Source organism: Nostoc sp. ATCC 53789, assembly GCF_009873495.1.
Taxonomy (GTDB): Bacteria; Cyanobacteriota; Cyanobacteriia; order Cyanobacteriales; family Nostocaceae; genus Nostoc; species Nostoc muscorum_A.
Genome location: NZ_CP046703.1, coordinates 6,428,011 through 6,451,501, shown reverse-complemented (window position 1 = coordinate 6,451,501; position 23,491 = coordinate 6,428,011). Strand labels below are relative to the sequence as shown.

The 23,491-nt window shown below is 42.3% G+C and carries 18 protein-coding genes and 2 tRNA genes; 13 read left to right on the top strand and 7 right to left on the bottom strand.

Translation table 11 applies throughout. The features are described 5' to 3' along the window. Positions 1–39 precede the first annotated feature (39 nt). Positions 40–1,419 carry a bifunctional UDP-N-acetylglucosamine diphosphorylase/glucosamine-1-phosphate N-acetyltransferase GlmU gene (glmU, locus tag GJB62_RS26690; RefSeq protein WP_114085904.1) on the top strand — a complete coding sequence of 460 codons (1,380 nt, stop codon included), beginning with the start codon at positions 40–42 and terminating at the stop codon, positions 1,417–1,419. Positions 1,420–1,530: 111 nt separating this feature from the next. Next, positions 1,531–1,953 (top strand): DUF29 family protein, encoded by a 423-nt coding sequence (locus tag GJB62_RS26685; protein ID WP_114085903.1) that lies wholly within the window; start codon positions 1,531–1,533, stop codon positions 1,951–1,953. Here the strand turns inward: GJB62_RS26685 and GJB62_RS26680 are convergent. From GJB62_RS26680 to GJB62_RS26670, 3 genes are all read right to left on the bottom strand, one after another. Continuing rightward, a complete protein-coding gene (locus GJB62_RS26680) occupies positions 1,944–2,897 on the bottom strand; it encodes an isoaspartyl peptidase/L-asparaginase (protein WP_114085902.1) in 954 nt (317 codons plus the stop codon). The two genes, GJB62_RS26685 and GJB62_RS26680, sit on opposite strands and share 10 nt — an antisense overlap. Further along, positions 2,897–3,091 carry a DUF2256 domain-containing protein gene (locus GJB62_RS26675; protein ID WP_012407669.1) on the bottom strand — a complete coding sequence of 65 codons (195 nt, stop codon included), beginning with the start codon at positions 3,089–3,091 and terminating at the stop codon, positions 2,897–2,899. Before GJB62_RS26675 ends, GJB62_RS26680 begins: the two co-directional genes overlap by 1 nt. Positions 3,092–3,296: 205 nt before the next feature. Then, positions 3,297–6,218, bottom strand: a complete 2,922-nt coding sequence (locus GJB62_RS26670) for a GAF domain-containing protein (protein WP_114085901.1) — start codon at positions 6,216–6,218, stop codon at positions 3,297–3,299. A gap of 285 nt (positions 6,219–6,503) precedes the next feature. On the opposite strand from GJB62_RS26670, the gene GJB62_RS26665 reads away from it, so the two are divergent. Continuing rightward, positions 6,504–6,695 (top strand): hypothetical protein, encoded by a 192-nt coding sequence (locus GJB62_RS26665; RefSeq protein ID WP_114085900.1) that lies wholly within the window; start codon positions 6,504–6,506, stop codon positions 6,693–6,695. A 28-nt stretch (positions 6,696–6,723) separates the two neighbouring features. Continuing rightward, a complete protein-coding gene (locus tag GJB62_RS26660; protein ID WP_114085899.1) occupies positions 6,724–7,854 on the top strand; it encodes a quinone-dependent dihydroorotate dehydrogenase in 1,131 nt (376 codons plus the stop codon). Between the two features lie 48 nt (positions 7,855–7,902). On the opposite strand, the gene GJB62_RS26655 is transcribed toward GJB62_RS26660, so the two are convergent. Next, positions 7,903–8,634 (bottom strand): hypothetical protein, encoded by a 732-nt coding sequence (locus tag GJB62_RS26655; RefSeq protein WP_114085898.1) that lies wholly within the window; start codon positions 8,632–8,634, stop codon positions 7,903–7,905. Between the two features lie 520 nt (positions 8,635–9,154). Here GJB62_RS26655 and GJB62_RS26650 point away from each other — a divergent pair. The 3 genes from GJB62_RS26650 (at position 9,155) to GJB62_RS26640 (ending at position 11,075) form a co-directional block, all read left to right on the top strand. Then, positions 9,155–9,284: transfer RNA gene (locus tag GJB62_RS26650), tRNA-OTHER, on the top strand. 30 nt (positions 9,285–9,314) lie between these two features. Further along, positions 9,315–9,436 (top strand) — tRNA-OTHER (locus GJB62_RS26645). A gap of 37 nt (positions 9,437–9,473) precedes the next feature. Then, complete coding sequence (locus GJB62_RS26640) at positions 9,474–11,075, top strand: TROVE domain-containing protein (RefSeq protein WP_114085897.1); 1,602 nt, start codon at positions 9,474–9,476, stop codon at positions 11,073–11,075. Between the two features lie 105 nt (positions 11,076–11,180). On the opposite strand, the gene GJB62_RS38090 is transcribed toward GJB62_RS26640, so the two are convergent. Continuing rightward, positions 11,181–11,312, bottom strand: coding sequence for a hypothetical protein (locus GJB62_RS38090; RefSeq protein ID WP_258551503.1), 132 nt, complete (start codon positions 11,310–11,312; stop codon positions 11,181–11,183). Between the two features lie 29 nt (positions 11,313–11,341). Then, positions 11,342–12,193, bottom strand: coding sequence for a peptidoglycan-binding protein (locus GJB62_RS26635; protein WP_114085896.1), 852 nt, complete (start codon positions 12,191–12,193; stop codon positions 11,342–11,344). Positions 12,194–12,426: 233 nt separating this feature from the next. Here GJB62_RS26635 and GJB62_RS26630 point away from each other — a divergent pair, with 233 nt between their 5' ends. Further along, positions 12,427–14,748 carry an NB-ARC domain-containing protein gene (locus tag GJB62_RS26630; RefSeq protein WP_114085895.1) on the top strand — a complete coding sequence of 774 codons (2,322 nt, stop codon included), beginning with the start codon at positions 12,427–12,429 and terminating at the stop codon, positions 14,746–14,748. Positions 14,749–15,126: 378 nt separating this feature from the next. Further along, positions 15,127–16,485, top strand: coding sequence for a glutathione-disulfide reductase (gene gorA / locus GJB62_RS26625; RefSeq protein ID WP_114085894.1), 1,359 nt, complete (start codon positions 15,127–15,129; stop codon positions 16,483–16,485). A 72-nt stretch (positions 16,486–16,557) separates the two neighbouring features. On the opposite strand, the gene GJB62_RS26620 is transcribed toward gorA, so the two are convergent. Continuing rightward, the gene (locus tag GJB62_RS26620) at positions 16,558–18,918 is read right to left on the bottom strand and encodes a CHASE2 domain-containing serine/threonine-protein kinase (protein ID WP_159402588.1); all 2,361 of its coding nucleotides are present in this window, start codon (positions 18,916–18,918) and stop codon (positions 16,558–16,560) included. A 740-nt stretch (positions 18,919–19,658) separates the two neighbouring features. Between GJB62_RS26620 and GJB62_RS26615 the strand changes: the two genes are divergently transcribed. The 4 genes from GJB62_RS26615 (at position 19,659) to GJB62_RS26600 (ending at position 23,348) form a co-directional block, all read left to right on the top strand. After that, complete coding sequence (locus tag GJB62_RS26615; RefSeq protein ID WP_041565194.1) at positions 19,659–20,180, top strand: NYN domain-containing protein; 522 nt, start codon at positions 19,659–19,661, stop codon at positions 20,178–20,180. 95 nt (positions 20,181–20,275) lie between these two features. Next, entirely contained in the window at positions 20,276–21,880 is a 1,605-nt protein-coding gene (locus GJB62_RS26610) for a 2-isopropylmalate synthase (protein ID WP_114085893.1), read from the top strand. A gap of 75 nt (positions 21,881–21,955) precedes the next feature. After that, a complete protein-coding gene (locus GJB62_RS26605; protein ID WP_309472834.1) occupies positions 21,956–22,462 on the top strand; it encodes a GNAT family N-acetyltransferase in 507 nt (168 codons plus the stop codon). 205 nt (positions 22,463–22,667) lie between these two features. Next, positions 22,668–23,348, top strand: coding sequence for a SnoaL-like polyketide cyclase (locus tag GJB62_RS26600; RefSeq protein ID WP_114085892.1), 681 nt, complete (start codon positions 22,668–22,670; stop codon positions 23,346–23,348). The last annotated feature ends 143 nt before the right edge of the window (positions 23,349–23,491 follow it).

Below are 23,491 nucleotides of genomic sequence, written 5' to 3'. Positions count from 1 at the left end.
AGCATTAATCATAATTTCACTGATAGCTGATAGCTAATTATGGTAGTTGTAGCAATTCTAGCGGCGGGACGCGGCACACGGATGAAATCACGCTTACCCAAGGTTTTACATTCTTTGGGTGGGCGATCGCTAGTCGAGAGAGTTATCGAAAGTGTAGAACCACTTTCGCCCTCACGACGAATCGTAATTGTCGGGTATCAGTCCGAAGAAGTGCAAACCGCCATGCATTCAATTCCCAACTTGGAGTTTGTTGAACAGACTGTACAACTGGGAACCGGTCATGCCATCCAGCAATTACTTCCACACTTGGAAGATTACACAGGGGATTTGCTGATACTTAACGGCGATTTACCGTTGATACGCAGCGAAACTCTCCAGCAGATGTTACAAACTCACGCCCAAAATCAGAATGCTGCCACCATTCTTACCTCGCACTTACCAGACCCGACGGGCTACGGGCGAGTTTTTTGTAACGATGAAAATATTGTGCAGCAAATGGTCGAACACAAAGATTGTACTGCTGCTCAAAGACAAAATCAGCGGATTAACGCTGGAGTTTACTGCTTCCGTTGGCCAGATTTGGCAAAGGTGCTTCCCCACCTTCAGGCAAACAATGCCCAAAAAGAATACTATCTCACTGATGCCGTCACTCAGGTGGGACAAGTGATGGCGGTGAATGTGGAAGATAACCAAGAAATTCTCGGTATCAACGATCGCCTGCAACTAGCAACAGCATCTGAAATTTTGCAAAAACGAGTCAAGGAAAAATGGATGCTAGCGGGTGTCACCCTCATCGACCCTGCAAGCATTACCATTGATGAAACAGTGGAATTACAGCCAGATGTAATTATTGAACCCCAAACTCACCTGCGGGGAAATACGGTAATTAAAACAGGGAGTCATATTGGGCCGGGAAGTTTAATTGAAAATAGCCAGTTGGCTGAAAACGTCACGGTGCAGTATTCAGTAGTAATAGATAGTACTGTGCAGGCGGGAAGCCGAATTGGCCCTTATGCTCATTTGCGCGGTCACGTACAAGTCGGTGCTGGTTGCCGTGTGGGGAATTTTGTGGAATTAAAAAATACCCAATTAGGCGATCGCACGAATGCAGCACATTTGTCATATATAGGTGATACCATCGTCGGCAATCAGGTGAATATTGGTGCCGGTACAATTACTGCCAATTATGACGGCGTGAAGAAACACCGTACAAAAATAGGCGATCGCACCAAAACTGGAGCCAATAGCGTTTTAGTTGCTCCAATCACCTTGGGGGATGATGTTTACATTGCAGCTGGTTCTACCGTCACAGAAGATGTGCCTAATGATTCTCTGGTGATTGCCCGTAGTCGTCAGGTTGTGAAACCAGCTTGGCAAAGGAAAAGTGTTGAAAATGAAACCAAAGATCAACATAAATAATTCATCGATGTTAATCACGGTTGATCTATGGTTTGAGAGCATAAACCAGGATTTTTGCAAGATGTCTAATCTAGCTAGATTAGTAGTGAAGCCAAAATCTCAAAAAATAACATGGAAGAACTGCTAGAACTTAGGCAATTTCTAGAACAAGGCAAAATCCATGAGGCGTTGCTGTTGGTGGATGAGTTAGAAGAAATGAGCCTCAGTGACAAAATCAATAAAATTGATAGTTATGGTGTAATTCTGCTCATCCACTTAATTAAACAAAAGGCTGAAAAACGTTCGACTCGCTCTTGGGATGTTTCGATAGAAAATACAGTGCGGGAAATCAACAAAATAAACAAGCGCCGCAAATCCGGTGGTTATTACTTGAATCAGACAGAATTAATGGATATTCTGCAACAAGGATATCAAGTGGCACTGAAAAGAGCGGCGCTAGAAGCTTTTGAGGGGCGTTATGAAGCCCAAGAATTGGCTGCAATGGTTGACCAGGAAGAAATCTTAACTCAGGCGCTAGAATTTATTCAACAATAGCCAATCAATTCACTATCATTCCATTCCAAAGTGTCACCAATTTTTTCGCCGTCATGGTAGGCGGCGAGTAAGATTTCGCTAGTTTTTCCCCAAGCGATCGCTCCACTAGCATCTAAAGCGATCGCTCCTAAATCTCGTTTGTTCTGGTGTGCTTCTCCAAAGGAACGCTGCATAGCCTCCTTCAGGGACATCCCATCAGTGACACGTACTACAATCCGGGGAGCTAAACACTCATCGATGATATCTTCCCCAATGCCAGTACAGCTAACACCAGCATTATTAGTAGCATAATTACCTGCTGGCATCGCAGAATCACTTACCCTTCCAATTCGCTCAAATCCCTTACCACCAGTAGAAGTGCCAGCAGCTAGCCTACCAGAGACATCTAAAGCTACTACGCCAATGGTTCCGCGTCCAGCATTGCTGGTTTCTAGCAGTTCGGGTTCTGCTATCACGCCAGCCATTGTGCTTTTAAAATTATCCTGGCGCTCTTGCATCCACTCTTGTAACCGCAAATCAGTTAAAGCGTTATAGCTGGGAAGTTGCATTTCTCGCGCCAACTCAGCCGATCCGAAATCTGATAGCACTCGGTCTGGCGAGTTTTGTAAAAATTGTGCTAACTCAATGGGATTTTTCACCCGCGAAATATTAATTACACCACTAAACCGCCCTAATGCCCCATCCATTAGGGAAGCACTCATACGGATTTGACCATCAGATTGCAATACTGAACCAGTACCAGCATTAAAGCGGGGGTTATCTTCGAGCATTTGGCAACCCTGCACCACCGCCTCAGAAGCAGTTGCTCCTGACAATAGCAGAGAATAGACTTCTTCTATTACTGTATGGAGCGATCGGCGCACGGTCTCTAATCCGCCTTTACCGTGGAGAGAACTACCAGCTCCCCCATGAATAATTAATTTAGGTTGCACCTGTAACTCCATTAATCCCCTGCGCTATTTGCGTCTGTGTTGCGATTAGTTTCATTTTGAGCTTCAGAACGGCGACGACGACAACGTTCTGAGCAGTATTTCACATCGTCCCAGCAATCTTGCCATTTTTTACGCCATGTAAAAGGACGTTGACATACCGGACAAATTTTTGTAGGTAGGTCAGATTTAGAACGAACACGCCCCATATAAATGCTGTGTATATGAGAATTTGATTTCTGAGAGAGATGGAAGATAATTATAACCAGTTTGCTATGAAGGGAGAATACTTTCGGAGAACAAATGTTATGTCAATCTATCGTGAGACTTATTTTTTGGGTATATGCTACTGTAGGTAATTTGCTTCGGCTTCCGAGTAACTTTTTTAAGTAAAGAGAGATTTTGAAAAAAATACTAAGAATCATGACCAATTAACGGCAACAGCAAGCGGCTAACTACCCGATTATCTGGTAATTGATAAAAATTCAACTCTCCTCCTAACTCCTGCATGAGGTTTTGGCAGATTAGCAGATGTAAAGCTGGGGGTTGGTCGAGGTTGGTGGGAGCAAGCACATCTTTGAGTGTATTGTCATGTAGTTCTGTTAGTAGCTGTGGTTCGATCGCACCGTTGTATGTAATCGACAGTTCCAGCGATGTCTGTTGACCCCCTCCACTTGTAGAAGAATACTTTGCCTCCGAGGGTTTTGACGCATCTAAACGACGACACCAAATGTCAATTCTGCCACCAATTGGAGAACGGTTACAGGCAGTAACCAATAATTCATGGATAACTAATTCAATTTTGACAATATCACCAGCGATCGCCATTGCAGATTGAGAGCTAGAAGAAGGAACGCCTCTGGCTAATGGAGAATTCTTTGCTGATTCTTGCTCCTCAATTGTTTGTCCCAAGCCATGTACACCAATCCACAGCTTTTGTTGTTTGAGTAAATTGTCGATGCGTTCGAGCGATCGCTTCAGTAAACTAGCTATGGGCATAGTTTCCCAACTGATATGTAGCTGCCAGTTCTCAAGTTTTAGCATTCCACTCATGGAGGTGGCTGTGTGGTCTAATTGTCTTAGCAATAGCTGGTAGCGCATCTGAGTCAGTTCATTCGCAGGAGTACCCAAATCATGTATTTGTTTCAGGGATAGTGCCGTTATTCTTTGGATTTCCTCTAGACGACGATGTTTGTACCAGTTGAGTTGTCGTAATTCCTCTGTTGTGGATTCTAAAAGTCGGTTAATTTGCTTTTGACGACGCCACCAAGCTAATTGAGAAATTAGAGTTGCGATCGCATTCAGGTTTTGTTGTGACCAGCGACGCTCTTGATAGTCTGCTAATAACACTACACCTGTGATTTCATAATCGGCATTGGTGCGTAATCCCATCACCAAAATTTGACCTTTATCTGGAGTATTCAACCATTTTCGAGTTTCCGAGGGTAAATTATCCACCTTCAAAGTTAGGTAGTTCTCCGTAACCAGTGCCCACTGAATTAAGGCTTCAGACTGGATAGGAATAGAGGCATCGGAAAAAATCCCAAATTGACTATTTTCAATCACTCCAGGAATAATTTCTGCAAAATTTTCACCGGGCGACCAAGATAGCAGTAACGCTAGGGGACAACCCAGAATTGATGCTATTTGTTCGAGTGCTGTATGTTCTAAATGCTTTTTATTGACCTCGACTTTGCTGTTCTGGGTTTGCGTCAAGATATTTAAGCATTGCTCAAAGGCCTGGGAAGTTTTTTGCTGCTGGGTAGTGCGGTTGTGTAATTGCCACTGACGAACAATCACGCCTATCTGTTGACTAACAGCCCACAGTAACTCTTTTTCGAGAGTTGTCCAAGAACGATAGGTTTCGTGAGTGATGACCAAAAGTGCTGCTGGGATAGTACCGTTAGTGCATTTACAAATAAGTAGCGATCGCACTCCACTTTCTAGTAAAGAAGGCCGCCAGTTAAAAAAGCGTAAATCTTCATCTAAATTCTCAATCTCGACGGCTTCCGTTGAACGTTGCAAAAGCTGTCCATCTAATTCTTTGAGAATATTCAGGCTAAATGTCAATGGTCGGCGATTTTGAGGCTGACTTTGGTAAATAAATTGATAATTATTCTGTTCAGGATCGTACTGCAACAGTAAAAAACGGGTGGCTGTTAGTCGAGCTAAAACTTTTTTAGCACAGCTGTGTAAGGTTTCCTGAAGGTCATGTTCGCTATAGATACCTTGGGCAACTTGACTAGTCAGTTGGGCATCTTCTTGAATCTGTTTAATAGTGCTTTCCATACTTTCGTTAGGTGCAATCAGGGATATTAAACCAGCCACACCCTGAACAAAATTTTTGTCTGCCTCCGTCCAGATTCGAGGTTCATTGCTTTCCACCGCCAGAAAACCGAGTAAGTTCTTTTGCCAGATTATTGGAGCGGCCAGGAGCGATCGCACTTTCAGCTTTTGCAGTAATTTTGCCGTAAAATGGCTTTTCAAAGAACTGCGGGCATCACCAATTGAAACAATTTGGTTCACTGCTAAAGCATAATAAAAGTCACTCAAGTCTTGTACAGTCATTCCCGCAGCTTGCTGAGTGCTGGAATTGCGATCGATTTTGACAAGCTGATTGCTCATCCGACACCAAAAGTAGCGTCCTTCCCGCTCAAACCAGTAAACATTTGTCCGGCTAGGAGAAATAAATTTATGAGTTGCTTGCACCCCTGCTTCCAGCCTTTGATTAAGGTTATTCAGGGTGCGTAAATTTTCAAGCAATTCTAATAATGGCTCATCGGTTCGCTTGGTTTGTTTTTGCTGCTTATGTATCTCCTGTTGATAAAGCAATGCCCCCAATTCACCTAAAACCATCATCAAACGTGCTTTTGCTTCCCCTGTCAGTAAATAGCCCCAGCGTTCTGAACCCAGTAACAGCAAACCTAAGCAACGGTCTTTATAGCGAATTGGTAAAAGAATCGTTCCTTGGATCTGCAATTTTTCAGCGATTTTGCGCCATTCGGCGGCGCGAATTTCAGTTTGTAAATCAGCTATGCCCAAGGGATGCTGTTCAATCACCACTTGCTCTAATAAATCCCCAGGACTGAGAACAACCTTTTGGTATAAAAAGCTTGTGTCACGATCCGGTGAAATACCGCCTTTGCCGAATAATATGTGATTCAGGCGATCGTAAAGAGCAATCCAAATCAGTTTGTAGTCAAACTGTTCTTTAAGATAAGAAATAGTAGTTTCAATCAGAACGTCAACATCATCTTCTTCTCTGAGGCTCTGGAGGACGCGCCCCAAAGAGAGGATCTGCTGTTCGGCGGCTATAGGTTTTTGCGGCTGCCCCATCTGATTTATTGGTTAACATAACTTGTAATATATAAGATGCCCAGAAAACCACCCTGAGTAATATCGCCATAAGTGTTTAATATTGAACCAGAACAGCTTAATAGGCGGTTATGTACCCACAAGTACCTATAGCAAAACAAACCGTTGAATTTTTCTTAGTTTGCGTCAGATTAAGTAATTTACCTTAAACAGCAAGAAGGCTAACACTGAACCCTACGGATTCAGTTTTGAGATGAATTGCGCGTGAGTTGACGACAGCCTTCTGAACGGGAAAGTGAGGTTTTTATGACCGATAGAAATCTTGCTGCAATGAGCAGAGAACAATTAAGAGACTACGTGAAAAAACATCCACAAGACCAGGCCGCTTTCCAAACGTACATGGACAGACTACAAAATGAACCTGGTATTGAAATAACTTCAATGGATCAATTTGAGCAGCTAGTCCGCGAGAGAATTAGACAATCTCAAAAGGAATGATCTGCGCTACTTCCAAAAATCAAAGCTAATGGATATTTATAAATTTGCAATTAGTCCGCTTTTGTTCAATGTGGTAAAAACAGACCCGGAATGGTTACACCAGCAGACGATTCGTAGTTTTAGCTGGCTATCACAAACCCCTACTAGTTGGACAAACCAACGCCTACAAAAATCTTTATGTCTGTACGATTCACGCCTAGAACAAAATTTGTTTGGGCTAAATTTCCCAAATCCCGTAGGATTAGCAGCTGGGTTTGACAAGGATGGAGTCGCTGCTGGTATTTGGTCTAATCTGGGTTTTGGTTTTGCAGAACTAGGAACTGTAACTTTTCACGCACAACCAGGAAATCCGCATCCCCGTTTGTTTCGTTTGCCCTTGGATAAAGCTGCTCTCAATCGTATGGGCTTTAACAATCTCGGTGCAGCAGCAATGGCGGCCCGTTTGACAAAGGAAAAACAGGAGTCAACCCACTTAATACCCATAGGGATAAATTTGGGTAAATCTAAGGTAACTCCCCTAGAAGAAGCCGCACAAGATTATCTCGATAGTTTTCGCTTACTCAAGGATTTGGGAGATTATTTTGTTGTTAATGTCTCTTCCCCGAATACGCCGGGGTTGCGATCGCTCCAAGATGCTTCTATGCTCAGTGCCATCTTGAATTTGTTGCAACAAGAAAATACTTCACATAAACCTATTTTTGTCAAGATAGCGCCAGATTTAGAATGGGAAGCGATCGCTGACATTATTTCTTTGGCTAAAACCTACAATTTGGCGGGAATTATCGCCACCAATACCACCATCCGCCGTGATGGACTCAAAACCCAGGTAATTAACCAAACTGGCAAATCACCTCAAGAAGAAGCTGGCGGAATTAGCGGTGAACCATTGCGCGATCACTCCACTGAGGTAATTCGTTTTATTTGGCAGCAAACCCAAGGAGAAATCCCAATTATTGGCGTTGGTGGCATTTTTTCCCCAGAGGATGCTTGGGAAAAAATTACTGCTGGTGCTAGCTTGATCCAGGTTTATACCGGCTGGATTTACGAAGGCCCACTGATGGTACGCCGGATTCTAGAAGGTTTACTTGTCCTACTAGAACAAAGCGGATTCAATTCCATCAAAGAAGCTGTGGGCTTAGAAGTAAAAAATAAAAAGTAAACCTTTAAAATTCTTACTTTTGCCTTTTGCCTTTTAACTTTTGCCTTCTTATTCCTCTTCTACTGGGAAAAACTCTTTAGTTTTTTCTGAGTATGACCAGGCAATACCATCAGGGTCTTTACTGCGACTCCATTCAGGAAACTCTGGATCGTTTCGTCGTTTATAAACCGTGCTGGAATAGACATTTAGTCGTTTGGCAAGTTCAGATTGGATCAGAGAGCCAAAAATTAACTGTTTTTCCAGCGATCGTTTAGCTTCCTCATGGGTTAGGGTTGGCTGTGGTATTGATTCGGTTTCTGTTTCTTCCTCCTCAAGTGTTGTTGGTGGTGGTGCTAGGAGCGATCGCGCAGTTTTAGTAACTGGTTGAGCCGGAAGTTCTTTGACAGGCTCACTACTGTCAAGAATATTGCCGAGAATGCTGGCAGTTATAAAGTAATAAGACTGGCCCGCTTCTTCGGAATTCACTATACTGGCACCAAATTCCGAGGCTTTACCATCCAAGTAGCGTTTTGCCGTTGTTCCGGGAAAATTGCCCTTGATTGCCAAATCCATAGGCGTAAGTCTGCCCTGATTTTCTCGAACCAACTGATGAAAAATTGGGTTAACTCGTATAGTCCACTGTTGCCATTGATATTCCTGCCAAATCTTGAAGCCAATTCCCAGCACAATTAGCGCTAGCAAAATCCTCCAGGTAGCAACCAGGAAAATAATCAAAAACGAGATGGGCAAAAGTAGAACGAGAAAAGCCTTGCCGTTGTCTTCTATGGGTTTTTCACTCATGCCGATTTTTGCCAAGTGAATTTGTGGAAATAATATTATATATATTGGCAAAAATTGTGACACTTTTTTGTATTTTTTGGCAAAGTTGCGGCAAACTTGCCGGCAAAACCTTTACCTTGTAGGTGTTATAGCCTATTGAAACTGGAACTTCTCTTATTGGTCTGCGATGCCTACGGCGGTAAACTACGCACAAAAGTTTTTACCCAGAGAAAAAAGAAGGCTTTTAACTCAACCAACAAATCTATAAATTTAAATCGTCAGTCCCTTGACAACAGATAATACATGTACTACATTAATAATACAAGTCAACTTTCACCAGAGAGTTAACTTGCGCCAGTAGCGGATAGCTCAAATGACAGAGTGCCCACCTTGCCCGGAAGGGCCGAAGTATCAAGGGTTATCGTATATAACTTAAACACCCTCGATCAAACTTCTGGAGGTGTAGGTAAAAATCCTACTTCGCTACACCAAATTCAGTACTGAGTCACGAATTTTAAATGTTTAACTAATAACTTTATATGTGGTGGGTAGCTCAGTGGATAGAGCGCCTAAATATCCTTATTCACCCCTTGCCTGAAAAGGCCGACGAATCGAGGGTTATCGCCTGCCAAGCGGGAGGTCGCGGGTTCAATTCCCGCTCCACTACACCAAATCTAGTGCTGAAACTTTTAATTTTTATGTGGCGGGTAGCTCAGAGGTAGAGCGCTAAACATCTTTTTTCACCCCTTGCCTGCAAAGGCCGACGAATTAGGGTTATCGAATAGGGTTCGAGAGGTCGCAGGTTCAAGTCCTGCTCCGCCACCTTTCATTTTTGCCCGCGAGGGCCGGGAGATGAAGCGATGAATTACAATTTTTTCACTAAAAATAAGACTAAAACACCCCAAAATCAGCCTATCCCCGGACGAGAAGCAGAAATGGTTCAGGGACGCTCCGGCGGCTGGATGTTTGATGCTGGCATTTGGAAAATGCTGCGTCGCTGTCTTTTGGTTGGTACAGCAAAAAGCACTTACTACGCTGGTAAACAGGAATTAACTGAGGATTTTGTGACAGTTGTCAGACAAGCTGTTGCCGAAAATCCCGGTCGTGTAGCGGAAGAAATTTTGTATGCTAGCGATGGACGCGCCATTAATAACAGTGCGCCTATCTTAGCTTTGGTGCTGCTGTCGATGGGTGAAACACCAGAAGCAAAACAGGCATTTGGTGAAATCTTCTCGCAAGTTGTCCGCACTGGTAGCCACTTCTACGAATGGCTCAACTACACAAAATCTCTGCGGGGATTTGGTAAAGTCGTGCGGGAAGCTGGTAGAACTTGGCTCTCAAGGGAAGATGTCAAGGGTTTAGCTTATCAACTGTTGAAATATCAACAGCGTCAAGGCTTCTCCCACCGAGATGCTTTGCGGTTGTTCCATGTCAAACCGCCTACAGAAAATCACCGTCAACTATTTGAGTGGGTAGTTAGAGGCTGGGAAGAATTGCCAACAGACATTCCCTCAGAGGCGTTAGCGCAGATTTGGTGGTACGAGTGGCTTAAGCGGAATCCCACCCAAACCCATGAAGCTATTTCCCAAGGACGCTTAACCCACGAGATGGCTGCACCTGTGGGCAAAATGGATCAGCAAGCTTGGCAGTTGCTATTTCAGGAAATGCCAATAAGTGCAATGTTACGTAACCTTGGTTCTTTAACTGAACTAAGTGTATTGCGAGCCGATGAAAGCGCCAATTTGCTACGAGTGGAAGCAGTTCTCAACAACAAGGAACATCTGCGTAAAGGTCGCATCCATCCGATTGATGTTTTGAAAGCACTTAAGACTTATAAATCTGGTGGAACATTAGGACGCAGTAAGAAAACTTGGAATCCAGTTCCTCGGATTGTGGACATTTTAGAAAAGGCAGTTGAACTGTCTTTTGATGTTGTGCAACCCACAGGTAAAGTTTTTATGCACGCCGTGGATGTTTCTAGTTCTATGGGTAGCTTGGTTGCAGATATGGGGCTGAGTTGTTGTGAAATTGCCACCACAATGGCACTAGTGACAGCAAAAGCAGAGAAAAACTATATGATTCGCGGCTTTTCTACCGAATTTCGTGAATTAGGTATCAGTGCCAAAGATAGTTTTAGTTCTGCGGTTCGCAAAGCTAGCAACCAAAACTTCGGTGGAACAGATGCGTCTGTAGCTTACGACTGGATGATTAAGAATAAGTTCAAAGCTGATGTAGTCTGCTTCTGGACTGACTCGGAAAGCTGGGCCGGGTATAAGCATCCAAGTCAAGCACTGAAGGAGTACCGCAAAAAGGTAAATCCAAACATCAAGGCGGTGTATGTCACCTTGACACCTTACCAAATTACTTTGGTAGATCCTCAAGATTCGCTATCTTGGGATTTAGCAGGGTTCGACCCAGGTACGCCTCGGATTATCCAGATGCTAGCTACGGGTGAGTTGTAGATATTGCTGAAGGGTAAAGGATGAAACACTTTATCCTTCATATTTCATGGCGGGTTATCCTTGTTCGCAACTTGCCTCTCGGGGCCGAAGAATTAAGGTTATCGGTTATGTCTCCACCATTGTGGGGATTAGCGGGTTCAAACCCCGCACCCGCCTTTGTTTGATTTTTGATGTGCGATCGCATACCAGCCCGAAGCGATCGCAATTTTTTACAAGCACAACCCGAAAATTAGACATCGCTCATCATTTATTCAACTACCGAATGCTTAATTAAATAATCCCCCCATGAAATTGATAATTGGTTTCCAAAATATACCAGTTAGCACATAAGGAGCGTATTGTAAAAGCGGTAAGCTAGTCTGCTTCGATGGCTTCAAAGGTAAACACTCCAAGAGAAAAGGCACTATACAGGTAAGCCCATAAGCAGTTGCTAAGGCTGTATTCCATTTAGGTTCATCTCCTGGTATGGGGCTATAATAAATACCCAGCATAATGAACGAGATCATTAAAAACTGCTCCCATAAAAACCAGGATTGAGGTGGTAGAAAATAAACTAACTGGAGAAAGCTGTTGTTGTCTATTTTTTGTCGCATCCCCAAAAGTACAGCCCAAGTTGCAGCTCCAACAATACCATCATCTTTCAGTCCATAAATTCTTTGAAAGCGTTTAACGCCTCTCTCAGTTTCACGACTAAAATACCCGTCAGGTTCTTTTTTAAAAAATCCTTCTTCATTGAGAATAATTTGCAGTTCTTTAACTGCATCATGTAACTTTGGAGACATACTTTTTTGATTGCGGTAAAGCTTGGGGTAGAAAAGGCAAGACCAACTTAGTGGCCCAACTATCCCATCTACCTGAAGATTATTAGCTTTCTGAAATTTAATTACAGCCTCTTCTGTTTCTAAGTCAAATTTACCACTAATAGTTGAGAGAAAACCCTGAGCTTGCAGTCGCTCTTGGAGTTCATTGATTGATTCTTGTGCAGAGTTTGGTGAAAAGCCTCGGTATAATATGGGACGTTTATTGAATACACAGACTTGTTTTTCTTCTGGAAAATAACGTCGGGATTGTTTTAGTCCCAATAAGAGGTTTAGAACGTTAAGTGTTTTATTTTTCATACTTTTATTGGGTAATTGGTGAAAAAATCATCAGGCAAAGTTTTAGAGCTTACAAGTCGATATGGTCGGCAGCCTCTACGTACTAGAGACAAAAATAAACTTACAAATTAGCTTACTGGTTAAATTTAAGACAGGAGTTAACACTGTTAAAAAAATGTTACTAATTTGTCAAACTTTTGTTCGTTAAAATGTTGCTAACGCCACATTGATGACGAATTTATTGGGTAATATTTATGCCAGGTCAGTCAGAAGATTGGAATTTACCTAAAAGTTGGAATCGCAAGATTTTGCAGGACTGGGAGATAGACCGACTACTGACGAATTTGGAGGTTACGCTGCAAAAGCGTTACAGACAAAGTACTAGGAAAGACCTGTTACTTGGGCTACTCTGTGGGTACAGCTTGAAAAAGATTGGTCAAGATTTGCACAAAGAAAACGCTGCTGTCAGAGCAGGGTTAAGCAATATCTATCGGGATATTGAAGTTTTGACAGGAGAAGCAAATAAAAGTGTTAAGTCCAGCAATCTTGTCTACGTTTTGGAAAGACATGGTTATCGTAGAGGGTCTGTTGTAGCTGCTATCCAACGCCGTGACATCCCCCACAATTTGCCAGCACCGACTTACACCCAATTTATTGGTCGGGAGGCAGATATGAAAAAGCTATTAGAACGCCTTTCGTCAGTGCATGGCGCTCACATGATCACAGTACATGGCATTGGTGGCGTAGGTAAAACGGCGCTGGTATTAGCAGCTGCTTACCTATGCTTAAAAGCTAGTAACGAAAACTCTTCTGACGCACCCAAATTTGATGCGATTATTTTCACTTCAGCTAAACAGCAAGAACTTATTCCCACTAATAGTATCTTGTGGCGGCAACAGGGACAGCGTAATCTACGCGATATCTTTCGAGAAATTGCTAATGCTTTAGACGACCCGACAATTCTTCAATCTCCTCCCAATGACCAATTTGATCGTGTTCGCCAAATTCTCTCAAAACGGAGAACACTGTTGATTGTGGACAATATGGAAACTATAGAGGACAGAAATGAGGTTATTGAGTTTTTATATAATTTACCCATTTGCATCAAAGTAATAATTACTAGCCGCGAACAAATTGCCTTGCTGCCAATCCGTTTGCGAAACTTACCTCCAGATGATGGTTTGCAGTTGATTCGACAACAAGCAGAAGAAAAAGGTATAAGCATCAACGATGAAGACTCTGAGCAACTCTACGCTCACACTGGCGGCATCCCTCTGGCGATCGTATATTCGCTTGGTCAATTATCCGGTGGCTACTCCCTAAACTCGGTATTGAATCGATTAACCTCGGCTACAGGTGATGTGGCTCGTTTTTGCTTTGAGCAATCAGTACAAGGAATCAAGGGACAGCCACCGCACAAGTTACTCATGTCACTGGCGATTTTTCCTGACTCTGCCATACTCGCAGCTGTGGCTGAGGTTGCTGGGCTAACAGCCGCTCCTGATGTTGTAAATAATGGCTTGGCGCGTTTGCAGCAACTTTCCTTGGTGAATCTCAACCCAGAGACTAAGCGGTTTGATATGCTATCTCTGACTCGTGAATATGCCTTAGCAGAATTAGCCGCTTACCCAGATTTTGAGAGAGAAGCACGAAGGCGTTGGGTGAGATGGTATCTGGATTTTGCCCACAATTATGCCGGAGAAGATTGGGAAAAATGGATACACTACAATAAGTTAGAACCAGAAGAAGGAAATCTGCGAGCAGTACTTCATTGGTGTGAAGACAAAGAACACTATGAAGCAGTTAGAGATTTATGGCTTCTCTTAAGCCACTATGCAAATCTCTATGCCTATTGGGACGATCGCTTTTGGCTGCAATGGCTCATAGAACAATCAGAACGGCGTGGTGAATGGTCTTGTTTTGTAAAAATCATCGTCCGCAAAAGCTGGCTACTAATTCGAGAGTGTTCCTCTGTGAGTCTGAAAGAAGCAGATAAAATTTTGCGACGGACGTGGATTTTGCGTGATCATGCAGATTTATGTGTTCAGGCTGACTTAGCCGAAAGTATGGCTAGGCTGCAAATTAGACAGAAGGATTATCAAGATGCACGCCACTGGCTAACGGAAGAAGAAAGATTGGTGATCGAGGCGAATCTAGAAGAGCGACAGCATATCCGCTATTTTATTCCTGTTCTTTATCATCAGGCTGAAATCCTTTATTTAGAAGGTGAATATCTTTCAGCAAAGAAGCTCTTTCAAGAGGTGATGAAAAGTGCAGAAAAAATTAGTTGGCATCGGGTGATCAATTCTGCTCAAAATTGGCTGGCCGATATTGCAATTGAACAAGGCGATCGCGACGAAGCTCAAAAGCTATTAATTCAAGGCTTGACTGTTGCTGAAACGACTCACAACAAGCGACGTTTGGCTCGCTATCGGCGTTCTCTTGCCCGTTGGGAGAAAAAGTGGGGAAGTGCAGAGAAAGCCTACCAATTGTCAATTAAGGCTATTGATGGTTTTAAGCTCTTGGGAATGACACGAGATGCAGAGGAGATGCAAATTTTCCTTGATTCACTGTAATCATAGGCGCTGATGTTGCCCACCCGACAAGATGGGATAATTTATTTATCAAGGAAGGCAGAAGGCAGGAGGCAGGAGGAAAACTGCCCGACGCTCTCTACGAGACGCTGCGCGATCGCATATCCACCAAAACTAGGCAAGATATTTTTTTACAAGATAATGTAATATAACTTAGCAGTATTCTAGCGATGCCTAGGTTGGGCTGCGCCTACGCTATTCCTTTTCAATCTAATTGCAAGCAAAGCGGCAATTTGCTACATATCAGAATGGTTCCATCCAAACTTGTCCACCCAAAGACAGTAGATTAAGTTTTGTCTGAATAACTATAAGGAATGAAATAGCTCTGCTTTCCAGAAAGTAAAAAAGGAACAGATTTTTATGGCATTTGATTACAACCTGTTTGTCATTGGTGCTGGGCCTGGTGGATTGGCAGCAGCTAAAAAAGCAGCTAGTTACGGTGTTCGTGTTGCTATTGCCGAACAAGAATCCATCGGTGGAACCTGTGTAAATCGCGGTTGCATTCCCAAAAAACTGATTGTCTACGCTGCTGACTTCGCCCTACAAAAGCAAATAGCCCCCAGTTATGGATGGAGTGAGTACCAAACATATTTTGACTGGACATTATTCATTAAGTCAGTACATCAGCATCTTGACACCCTCAACCAGACTTACTTTCAGCAATTACAGAAAGCTGGAATTGAACTAATTTGCGATCGTGCCACTTTCATCGATGCTCATACTGTCGATATCAATGGACTTAAAGTTACAGCCGACAAAATTTTAATTGCTGTGGGAGGGCAACCCCTCAAGCCCAAAATCCCAGGTATAGAATATGCCATTACATCCCGCGAGATGTTTCAGTTACCTTATCTACCGAAACGTTTAGCAATTATTGGCGGTGGCTACATTGGCGTAGAATTTTCCAGCATGATGCACGCTTTCGGTTGCCAGGTGACGGTGATTGAAAAAGACGAGATGATTTTATCAGGGTTTGATGATGACATTCGCTCTGCGGTACAACAAGGTTTGAGCAAACGCGGAATTAAGTTATTGACTAGTAGTACTGTTCAAGAAATCAAATACTCTGATGAGAGTTTGTTATTAACTATTACTGGTAAGAAGCGACAAATCATTACAGCAGATACGATCTTGGTTGCCACAGGTTACGCTCCAAATACCAAGAATCTTGGTTTAGAAAATGCCCATGTTGAACTTGGCGAACATGGTGCAATCAAAGTAGATGAATACAGCCGCACCACCCAAGAAAATATTTTTGCTGTGGGTGACTGCACCAGCCGAGTGCAATTGTCTCCCGTGGCGAAGGCAGAAGGTATTGCTTTTGCCAATACAATTTTTGGCAACAAGGTGCAAAAACTGGATTATGATTATGTGCCCTCTGCTGTTTTTTGCCGTCCAGAAGCGGCTGGTGTGGGGATGACGGAGGCGAAGGCACGGGAAAAATTTGGTGAATCTGTACAATGCTACTGCACCCAATTCCAACCACTTTTGTATCAGTTAACCGAACAGAATCAGCCAACCACTATGAAGTTAGTTTTAAATGGCGATTCTGGGCAAGTTTTGGGCGCTCATCTGGTGGGTGAACACGCAGCAGATATCATTCAAAGTCTGGGTGTGGCAATTCGCAAGGGCATTATCAAGGAAGACTTGGATGAAATAATAGGTATTCACCCTACGGTAGGAGAAGAATTTTTTTCGTTAAATCAGGTGCAGGAATGAGTGAAGGGGGCAGGAGGCAGGAAGAAAACTGCCTTCTTTATAGATTTTTCTTCCCGTGTCCCCGTGTGCTTCTCAAGAAGTTTCTGAGGATACCTCTGAGCAAGATTTTGTGGGAGCGTTTAATTGGTCTAAAGTATTTGTTAATGAGTCATCCCCTAGCATTGGGTATCCTCTGTGGGAATTTACCACATTGTCAAAAGCTTTCAGATCCTCAAGAGCCTCTGATGCAGACTGATATCGGTGTTTGAAGTCATCCAGCACCATTTTACTGAGAATATTAGCAACGGAGCGGCTTACCTGAGAGCGTAGTTTACCGCCGTAGGCATCACTCCATTTTATCTCTCCATCAGCATCTCTATCTAGCTCACGGGGTGCTACACCAGTCAAGGCTCTAATCCCAACCATACCCACTGCATAGATGTCACTACTGTATTGGGGACGGCCAAAACATTGTTCGCTGGGTGCGTAACCCTGAGTTCCAATGCCAATGGTAAAGGGGGTTTGCTCTTCAGTATCAAGCTGTTTTGTGCTGACTTCTTTGACGGCTCCAAAGTCAATCAATACCAGTTTTCCATCTGAGTGTCGCCGGATAATATTACTGGGCTTAATATCCCGATGAATCACATTATTTTGATGAACAAATGTTAATGTTTGCAATAAGTCTCTGACAATTTTGATCGCGGCAATTTCATCAATTGCTCTACCTGGTGGCAATTCCTGATTTAAAGTATGACCAATTATCTGTTCTTGCACTAGATAAAATTCTTCATCTTCTTCAAAATACGCCAAAAGTTGAGGGATCTGATCGTGTGTTCCTAATTTTTCTAGGGTTTGCGCCTCTGAGTGAAATAAACGTCTGGCAAGTTGCAAGGCTTCTGGTTTAGTGCTGGCTGGTTTTAGTTGCTTGACAACACATCGCGGACTCCCAGGACGTTGGGTATCTTCGGCAATGTAGGTTTCGCTGAATCCACCGGAACCGAGAACTTTGACAATTTTGTAGCGTCGAGCCAAGACTTTTCCTGATAAGGCTAAATCTCGTTGCTGGATTAAGTATTGCAAGTCATATTGTTGACTGATAATCTCTTGAACAACGGGAGATGTTTGATACTTCTGGAAAATGTTTACTAATTGACGTTTTCTGATGCTTTCTCTCATGACTGAGGTTCCCAGGTAGGAAAGTCCGGTCATGGCGATCGCAATCATTGGTACAATCGTAGGAAAAATTAATTGACCATAGACAAATAACCCATAGCTAATTCCTAACCAAGCGCCAGATAGGGCGAGGCTATATAAAAATCTATTGATGCTACGCTTGTGTCTGCTAATCATCAAGGCTGCACTGCCAACTAGAACTAGCACAAACAAACCCTGCAATGGTGGAGTGTTAATTCCTGGAGCGATCGCTTTCCCTAACATCAAAGTTGCGATCGCATTGGCATGAATTTCCACGCCCGACATCGGTTTAGCGCTGTTGCTAGCAGCGACTGGATAATAATCATTATTTAACTTATCTGTCGCACCAATCAGCACTATCTTGTCTTTGAAGACCTTTCCCTGCTGCAAATAGGTATTCCAATTTTCCGGGTCGAGTACGTGCCAAAAGGGTATTTGCTCAAATGTACCCGCAGAACCCCAAAAATAAATGCGATCGCCTTTTGGTCGCGGATAATTTACTCGTGCTGTCCTGAGTACTGCTTCATCAAAAGAGGGTAGCTTCTCGATCAAATTATCTTCACCCAACGACTTAGAAAACTCACTCGCCAATCGATGAACTTTACCATCCACCTCTACGGGGAAATTAACTGAGCCAATAGAAACTGACCCTGTACGAAACATCTGTTGTGGGTCTGTCAGTTGTGTAAAAGTCCCTTGGTGCGTCTGAGAATTTTCGTAGACGGCCGCTAAGGTAACTTTACTGCCATATTTTTGCAATACTGCCTGGAATTGGCGATCGTCAGTAACTCCATAACTACTCGGCGTGTCAAAAACTACATCTATCGCTACAGAGCGGACACCTGCTTTAATTAACTTTTTAATTATCTGGGAGTATGCAGCACGTTTATAAGGATAAGATTTCAGTGTTTCTAGGTAGGCATACTGTTTTGGATTTGTTTTATAGTACTGTTCGGGAACTGATATTGACTGATCGTCTATTGCTAAAATTACGATGTCTTCTGGAGGCACAATCGGCCCACGCAGTTGAAAAAAGCCAGAAAGCGCCTTATTTTCCATCAATTTAACCGATTCGCCACCAGAAGCACTCAGCAATGCTGCACCCATTACGCAAGCTCCAGCGAGGAGATGACCTAAGTGAATCATCCATCTAGACTGGCGAGCTGATGCTGTTGACGTTACTTTTGTCGGTTTACTTGACAGTCTATTGGCAGCAGAGACATAGTTTTTAGTTAAGGTAGATGTAGGTTCTTCTGCCATATCGTGTTACTGATTGATTTAAGTCCAACACTTTTATTTATTCAGACCACGTTTTAGTGCAAGCACATTGAAATAAGACTTAAATGATAATCTTATACATTTGTAAAGTATCTTCTATTCATCAACAAACCTTTATTGGCAGAGCTAGCCCCCAAGAGATTCCTACTCAGGTACTGCCTAAATTATTGTTTTTCTGTTAAGTGAGTTACAACTAGTGATTGTCTCACAGATCAGAGCCGGATCTATTTCGCCTCTGCTAATTGGTTGCGGCGAGATTTGATCCTAACCTAACCAACAGGTACGCTCCTAACTGGGTGTTTTACCAGAAGCTGTCCCAAGGCCGTCTTCTGTCTTTGGCGCAATATTGGTACTCCCAGAAAGCATGTCCTGATACTGAAAGCTCTACCTATAGATAGGCATAAACTTATATCCTACCCTAAGCTTATGCTATACCTCTTTAGGAGTAAACTTTAATGTTATACAGCGATAAATGCTGTTACTGGTTCAATTTTATTGGTAGATTTTGATCAGAAGGTAGCTCTTGCAGTGCTGGAGGTGAATAAGGTTTAGCACCCAGCATCTCAACTCCAATGTTGCATCCGTTGTTATGCCTTGAAAGAGGTAGGATAAAAGCTATAGATGAAGAGCTACTTTATAGATATTAGCAAACTTGCTATTTGAAAATTGCTATAATCTATTGTTCCATCTAAATTCATATATATTATTAGGTGTAAATTTGTATGGGTTCTCCAATGAATCGTCTGTCTATTTTTGTAGACGGAAACAATATGTTCTATGCTCAACAAAAAAATGGGTGGTTTTTTGACCCACGGCGAGTCTTAGAATACTTTAAACATGAGCAATCAGAAACAACATTAATTAATGCATTCTGGTACACTGGCTTAAAAGACCCACAAGATCAACGAGGTTTTAGAGATGCTCTAATTAGTCTAGGATATACAGTCCGAACTAAAATCCTTAAAGAATATTATGATGATACTTCTGGTCGTTACTCGCAAAAAGCGAATTTAGATATTGAAATTGTTGTAGATATGTTTAATACAGTAGACCAGTATGACCGAGTAGTATTATTCAGTGGTGATGGAGATTTTGAACGAGCAATCGAACTATTACGCTCAAAAAATACACATATTACGGTAGTATCAACAGAAGGAATGATCGCTAGAGAACTACGGAACGCTACTGATAGATATATAGATTTAAATGATATCAGAGATCAAATAGAAAAAACTGAAGGTTAATAGCCTTAGCAATTATTTACAAAGGTAAGAGTAAAAGAAAAACTAAGGTTGAAGATATATTGAGCCACAAGTAAAAATTAAACAACAAACCGCAAATGACAAACAAAACAGATCGAATTATCATTTTTGATACTACACTGCGAGATGGAGAGCAGTGTCCGGGAGCGACTCTGAATATAGACGAAAAGCTAGTTATTGCCAAGCAACTAGCGCGTCTGGGTGTGGATATAATTGAGGCAGGCTTTGCCTTTGCCAGTCCCGGAGATTTTGAAGCAGTCAGCAAGATTGCCCAAATTGTGGGGACAGAAAATGGTCCGGTAATTTGCAGTTTGGCAAGAGCGATTAAAGCAGATATTGAAGCGGCCGCAGAAGCATTAAAACCAGCCGTAAAGGGCAGAATTCACACATTTATTTCGACTTCTGATATTCATTTAGAGTATCAGTTACGGAAGTCACGGGCAGAGGTGTTAGCGATCGCCGAAGAAATGGTAGCTTATGCTAAATCCTTCATGACAGATGTCGAATTTTCGCCGATGGATGCGGCTCGTTCAGATCCAGAATTTTTGTACCAAGTGTTAGAGCGAACGATCGCAGCTGGTGCAACAACAGTTAACATTCCCGATACCGTGGGTTACACCACCCCAAGCGAATTTGGAGCCATAATTAAAGGCATTATTGAAAATGTCCCCAACATCGACCAAGCGATTATTTCCGTTCACGGTCATAATGATTTAGGCTTGGCAGTTGCTAACTTCTTAGAAGCCGTAAAAAATGGCGCAAGGCAACTAGAATGTACGATCAATGGTATTGGTGAACGTGCCGGCAATGCCTCACTAGAAGAATTAGTAATGGCGTTGCACGTGCGGCGGCAATATTTTAATCCCTTTTTGGGAAGACCAGAAGAATCTCAAGAATCCCTGACAAATATCGACACCCGACAAATTTATAAAACCTCACGCTTAGTTTCTAATTTGACGGGAATGTTGGTACAACCAAATAAAGCGATCGTTGGGGCGAATGCCTTTGCTCATGAGTCTGGGATTCACCAAGATGGTGTCCTAAAAAACAAGCTCACTTACGAAATTATGGATGCCCAATTGATTGGCTTAACAGACAATCAAATAGTTTTGGGCAAACATTCAGGGAGAAATGCTTTCCGCACTCGATTGAAAGAATTGGGTTTTGAACTGTCGGATAGTGAGCTAAATAAAGCCTTCGTTAGATTCAAAGAAGTAGCAGATAAAAAGAAAGATATTTCTGATTGGGATTTGGAAGCAATCGTTAACGATGAAATTCAACAAGCACCCGATTTGTTCCGGGTAGAGTTGGTACAAGTTTCCTGCGGTAGCAACGCCCGTCCTACTGCTACAGTTACCCTGCGTACCCCAGAAGGTGAAGAATTAACCGATGCTGCGATCGGTACTGGGCCAGTGGATGCAGTTTACAAAGCCATCAATCGGGTGGTGAATGTGCCCAACGAATTGATTGAGTTTTCTGTGCAGTCAGTAACAGCAGGTATTGATGCCATTGGCGAAGTAACAATTCGTTTACGTTATGAATCTAAAGTGTTTTCTGGTCATGCAGCGAACACAGATATCATAGTGGCATCTGCACAAGCTTATGTAAATGCGCTGAATAGGTTGTATTCTGCGTTGCAAAGACAAGAAAAGCCAGAGGAAGTAACTGCACAGAAAGTCTGAGATCGGCATCTGTGAAACTGCTAGTTTTTAGCTGATGCTAACAAACTCCTCTCCAACTTTGGGGAGGAGTTATTTGTGAGTTCCAAAAATTTGTTAGAAATTATGCTGACAGAAAAACATATAACTATCAGAGAAGCTACTACCAAAGAAGACTCACTGATTGCAAAACACTTTTACCAAATGTGGCTAGATATTGGTGTTGATGAGAGTAATATTATTCTGGAGTGGCAGAATATTACCCTCCAATTTATAGAAGAAGCGCATCGAGATTTATTTTATAAGGCTTTTATTGCAGAGATTGATAATACAGTTGTGGGTTCTGTAAGTTGTCAACCGTTTGCAGGTTTATACCCGAATGTTTTAAAAGATGAATATCGCAAGTTTGGATATATTTGGGGCGTTTATGTCGAACAATCTTACCGCAGACAAGGAATTGCCAAATCCTTAACTAATAGAGCAATTGAATATTTAAAAGCGATCGCTTGCACGCGGGTGGTTCTTAACGCCTCGCCATTGGGCAAACCAGTTTACTCCAGCCTCGGTTTCTCTGAAGGGAATCTAATGCAATTAGATTTGATTTAAGGACAGCAATTTTTTTGCATACTAAAAAGCTTTTAAATCCAATCGAATAAGTTTCTAGCTCAAGAAGCATCTGTGGTTGCTTGTATTTGCATTTATACAATATTAATTTAATTATAAATATTGTTTAATTTTTTGGATTTTTCGATTTACTTGATAAGCATAAAACTTTATTCTAAGAAACGATGTTTATAATCAGTCAGCTTGTATGAGTAGCGAAAAAACAACAGAATTGCCACTCTGGGTACAAGATAGAGATATAGTCATTGCTCATGATGAAGAAGTACAATGGCGAGAAGGAAAACGCCCGGATTATTCTTATACCAATGAATTTCTTTATCAAGAGAGTAAATTTCAACATCCTGAAGGTTCTTTAGAAGCGATCGCTCAAAACTTAGTCCGCACTTTTGAGATGGAAGCTTCTAATAAATCTAACCCTCAACAGTGGCTTTCGATTGTTACTGATAAGTTTAAAATGAGTACCAATGGGGGACAAAAATTCACTGCTGAAGATGTTGCAACCGAAGGTACTTATAACCTGTTTTTGGGTAAAACTGAGCAATATGACTCTGAAACAGAAACCTTTGAATCTTCATTTCAAGTTTTTCATACAGCCTTTCCTAATGGCTTTCTTTGGGAATTAACAGAAGTCCTTTCGGGACCGCCTAATGTTACCTTTAAGTGGCGACATTGGGGAACATTTAATGGTTCCTATAAGGACTATGCACCCACGGGTGAAACAATAGAAATCGTAGGAGTTAGTATTGCTCGCATCACTGGGGATTTGAAGATTGAGTCTTTAGAACATTATTTTGATAATAATGTCTTTCTTCAAAAATTAACAGCAGGTGGTTGTCCTTTCCATTCTCAAAATCAGAACAATCACTAATTTTCATTTAGTTATAGTCTATCGAATAGCACGCTCATCGGCGCTCTTAGCAAACAGCAGTGAGCGCCGATCGAGTGATTACAATCATCGAAAGTCTGCAATAGAAGGGAATGCAGAGAAATTTAAATAAGTTCTGGAGTTTG

Coding starts and splice junctions, on each gene's coding strand:
- GJB62_RS26680 (WP_114085902.1), bottom strand. CDS start 2,897: ATGGAGTTACAGGTGCAACCTAAATTAATTATTCATGGGGGAGCTGGT.
- GJB62_RS26655 (WP_114085898.1), bottom strand. CDS start 8,634: ATGAGTGAAAAACCCATAGAAGACAACGGCAAGGCTTTTCTCGTTCTA.
- GJB62_RS26685 (WP_114085903.1), top strand. CDS start 1,531: ATGGAAGAACTGCTAGAACTTAGGCAATTTCTAGAACAAGGCAAAATC.
- gorA (WP_114085894.1), top strand. CDS start 15,127: ATGGCATTTGATTACAACCTGTTTGTCATTGGTGCTGGGCCTGGTGGA.
- GJB62_RS26640 (WP_114085897.1), top strand. CDS start 9,474: ATGAATTACAATTTTTTCACTAAAAATAAGACTAAAACACCCCAAAAT.
- GJB62_RS26615 (WP_041565194.1), top strand. CDS start 19,659: ATGGGTTCTCCAATGAATCGTCTGTCTATTTTTGTAGACGGAAACAAT.
- GJB62_RS26630 (WP_114085895.1), top strand. CDS start 12,427: ATGCCAGGTCAGTCAGAAGATTGGAATTTACCTAAAAGTTGGAATCGC.
- GJB62_RS26675 (WP_012407669.1), bottom strand. CDS start 3,091: ATGGGGCGTGTTCGTTCTAAATCTGACCTACCTACAAAAATTTGTCCG.
- GJB62_RS26620 (WP_159402588.1), bottom strand. CDS start 18,918: ATGGCAGAAGAACCTACATCTACCTTAACTAAAAACTATGTCTCTGCT.
- GJB62_RS26610 (WP_114085893.1), top strand. CDS start 20,276: ATGACAAACAAAACAGATCGAATTATCATTTTTGATACTACACTGCGA.
- GJB62_RS26635 (WP_114085896.1), bottom strand. CDS start 12,193: ATGAAAAATAAAACACTTAACGTTCTAAACCTCTTATTGGGACTAAAA.
- GJB62_RS26670 (WP_114085901.1), bottom strand. CDS start 6,218: ATGGGGCAGCCGCAAAAACCTATAGCCGCCGAACAGCAGATCCTCTCT.
- GJB62_RS26665 (WP_114085900.1), top strand. CDS start 6,504: ATGACCGATAGAAATCTTGCTGCAATGAGCAGAGAACAATTAAGAGAC.
- GJB62_RS26660 (WP_114085899.1), top strand. CDS start 6,724: ATGGATATTTATAAATTTGCAATTAGTCCGCTTTTGTTCAATGTGGTA.
- glmU (WP_114085904.1), top strand. CDS start 40: ATGGTAGTTGTAGCAATTCTAGCGGCGGGACGCGGCACACGGATGAAA.
- GJB62_RS38090 (WP_258551503.1), bottom strand. CDS start 11,312: ATGTCTAATTTTCGGGTTGTGCTTGTAAAAAATTGCGATCGCTTCGGG.
- GJB62_RS26600 (WP_114085892.1), top strand. CDS start 22,668: ATGAGTAGCGAAAAAACAACAGAATTGCCACTCTGGGTACAAGATAGA.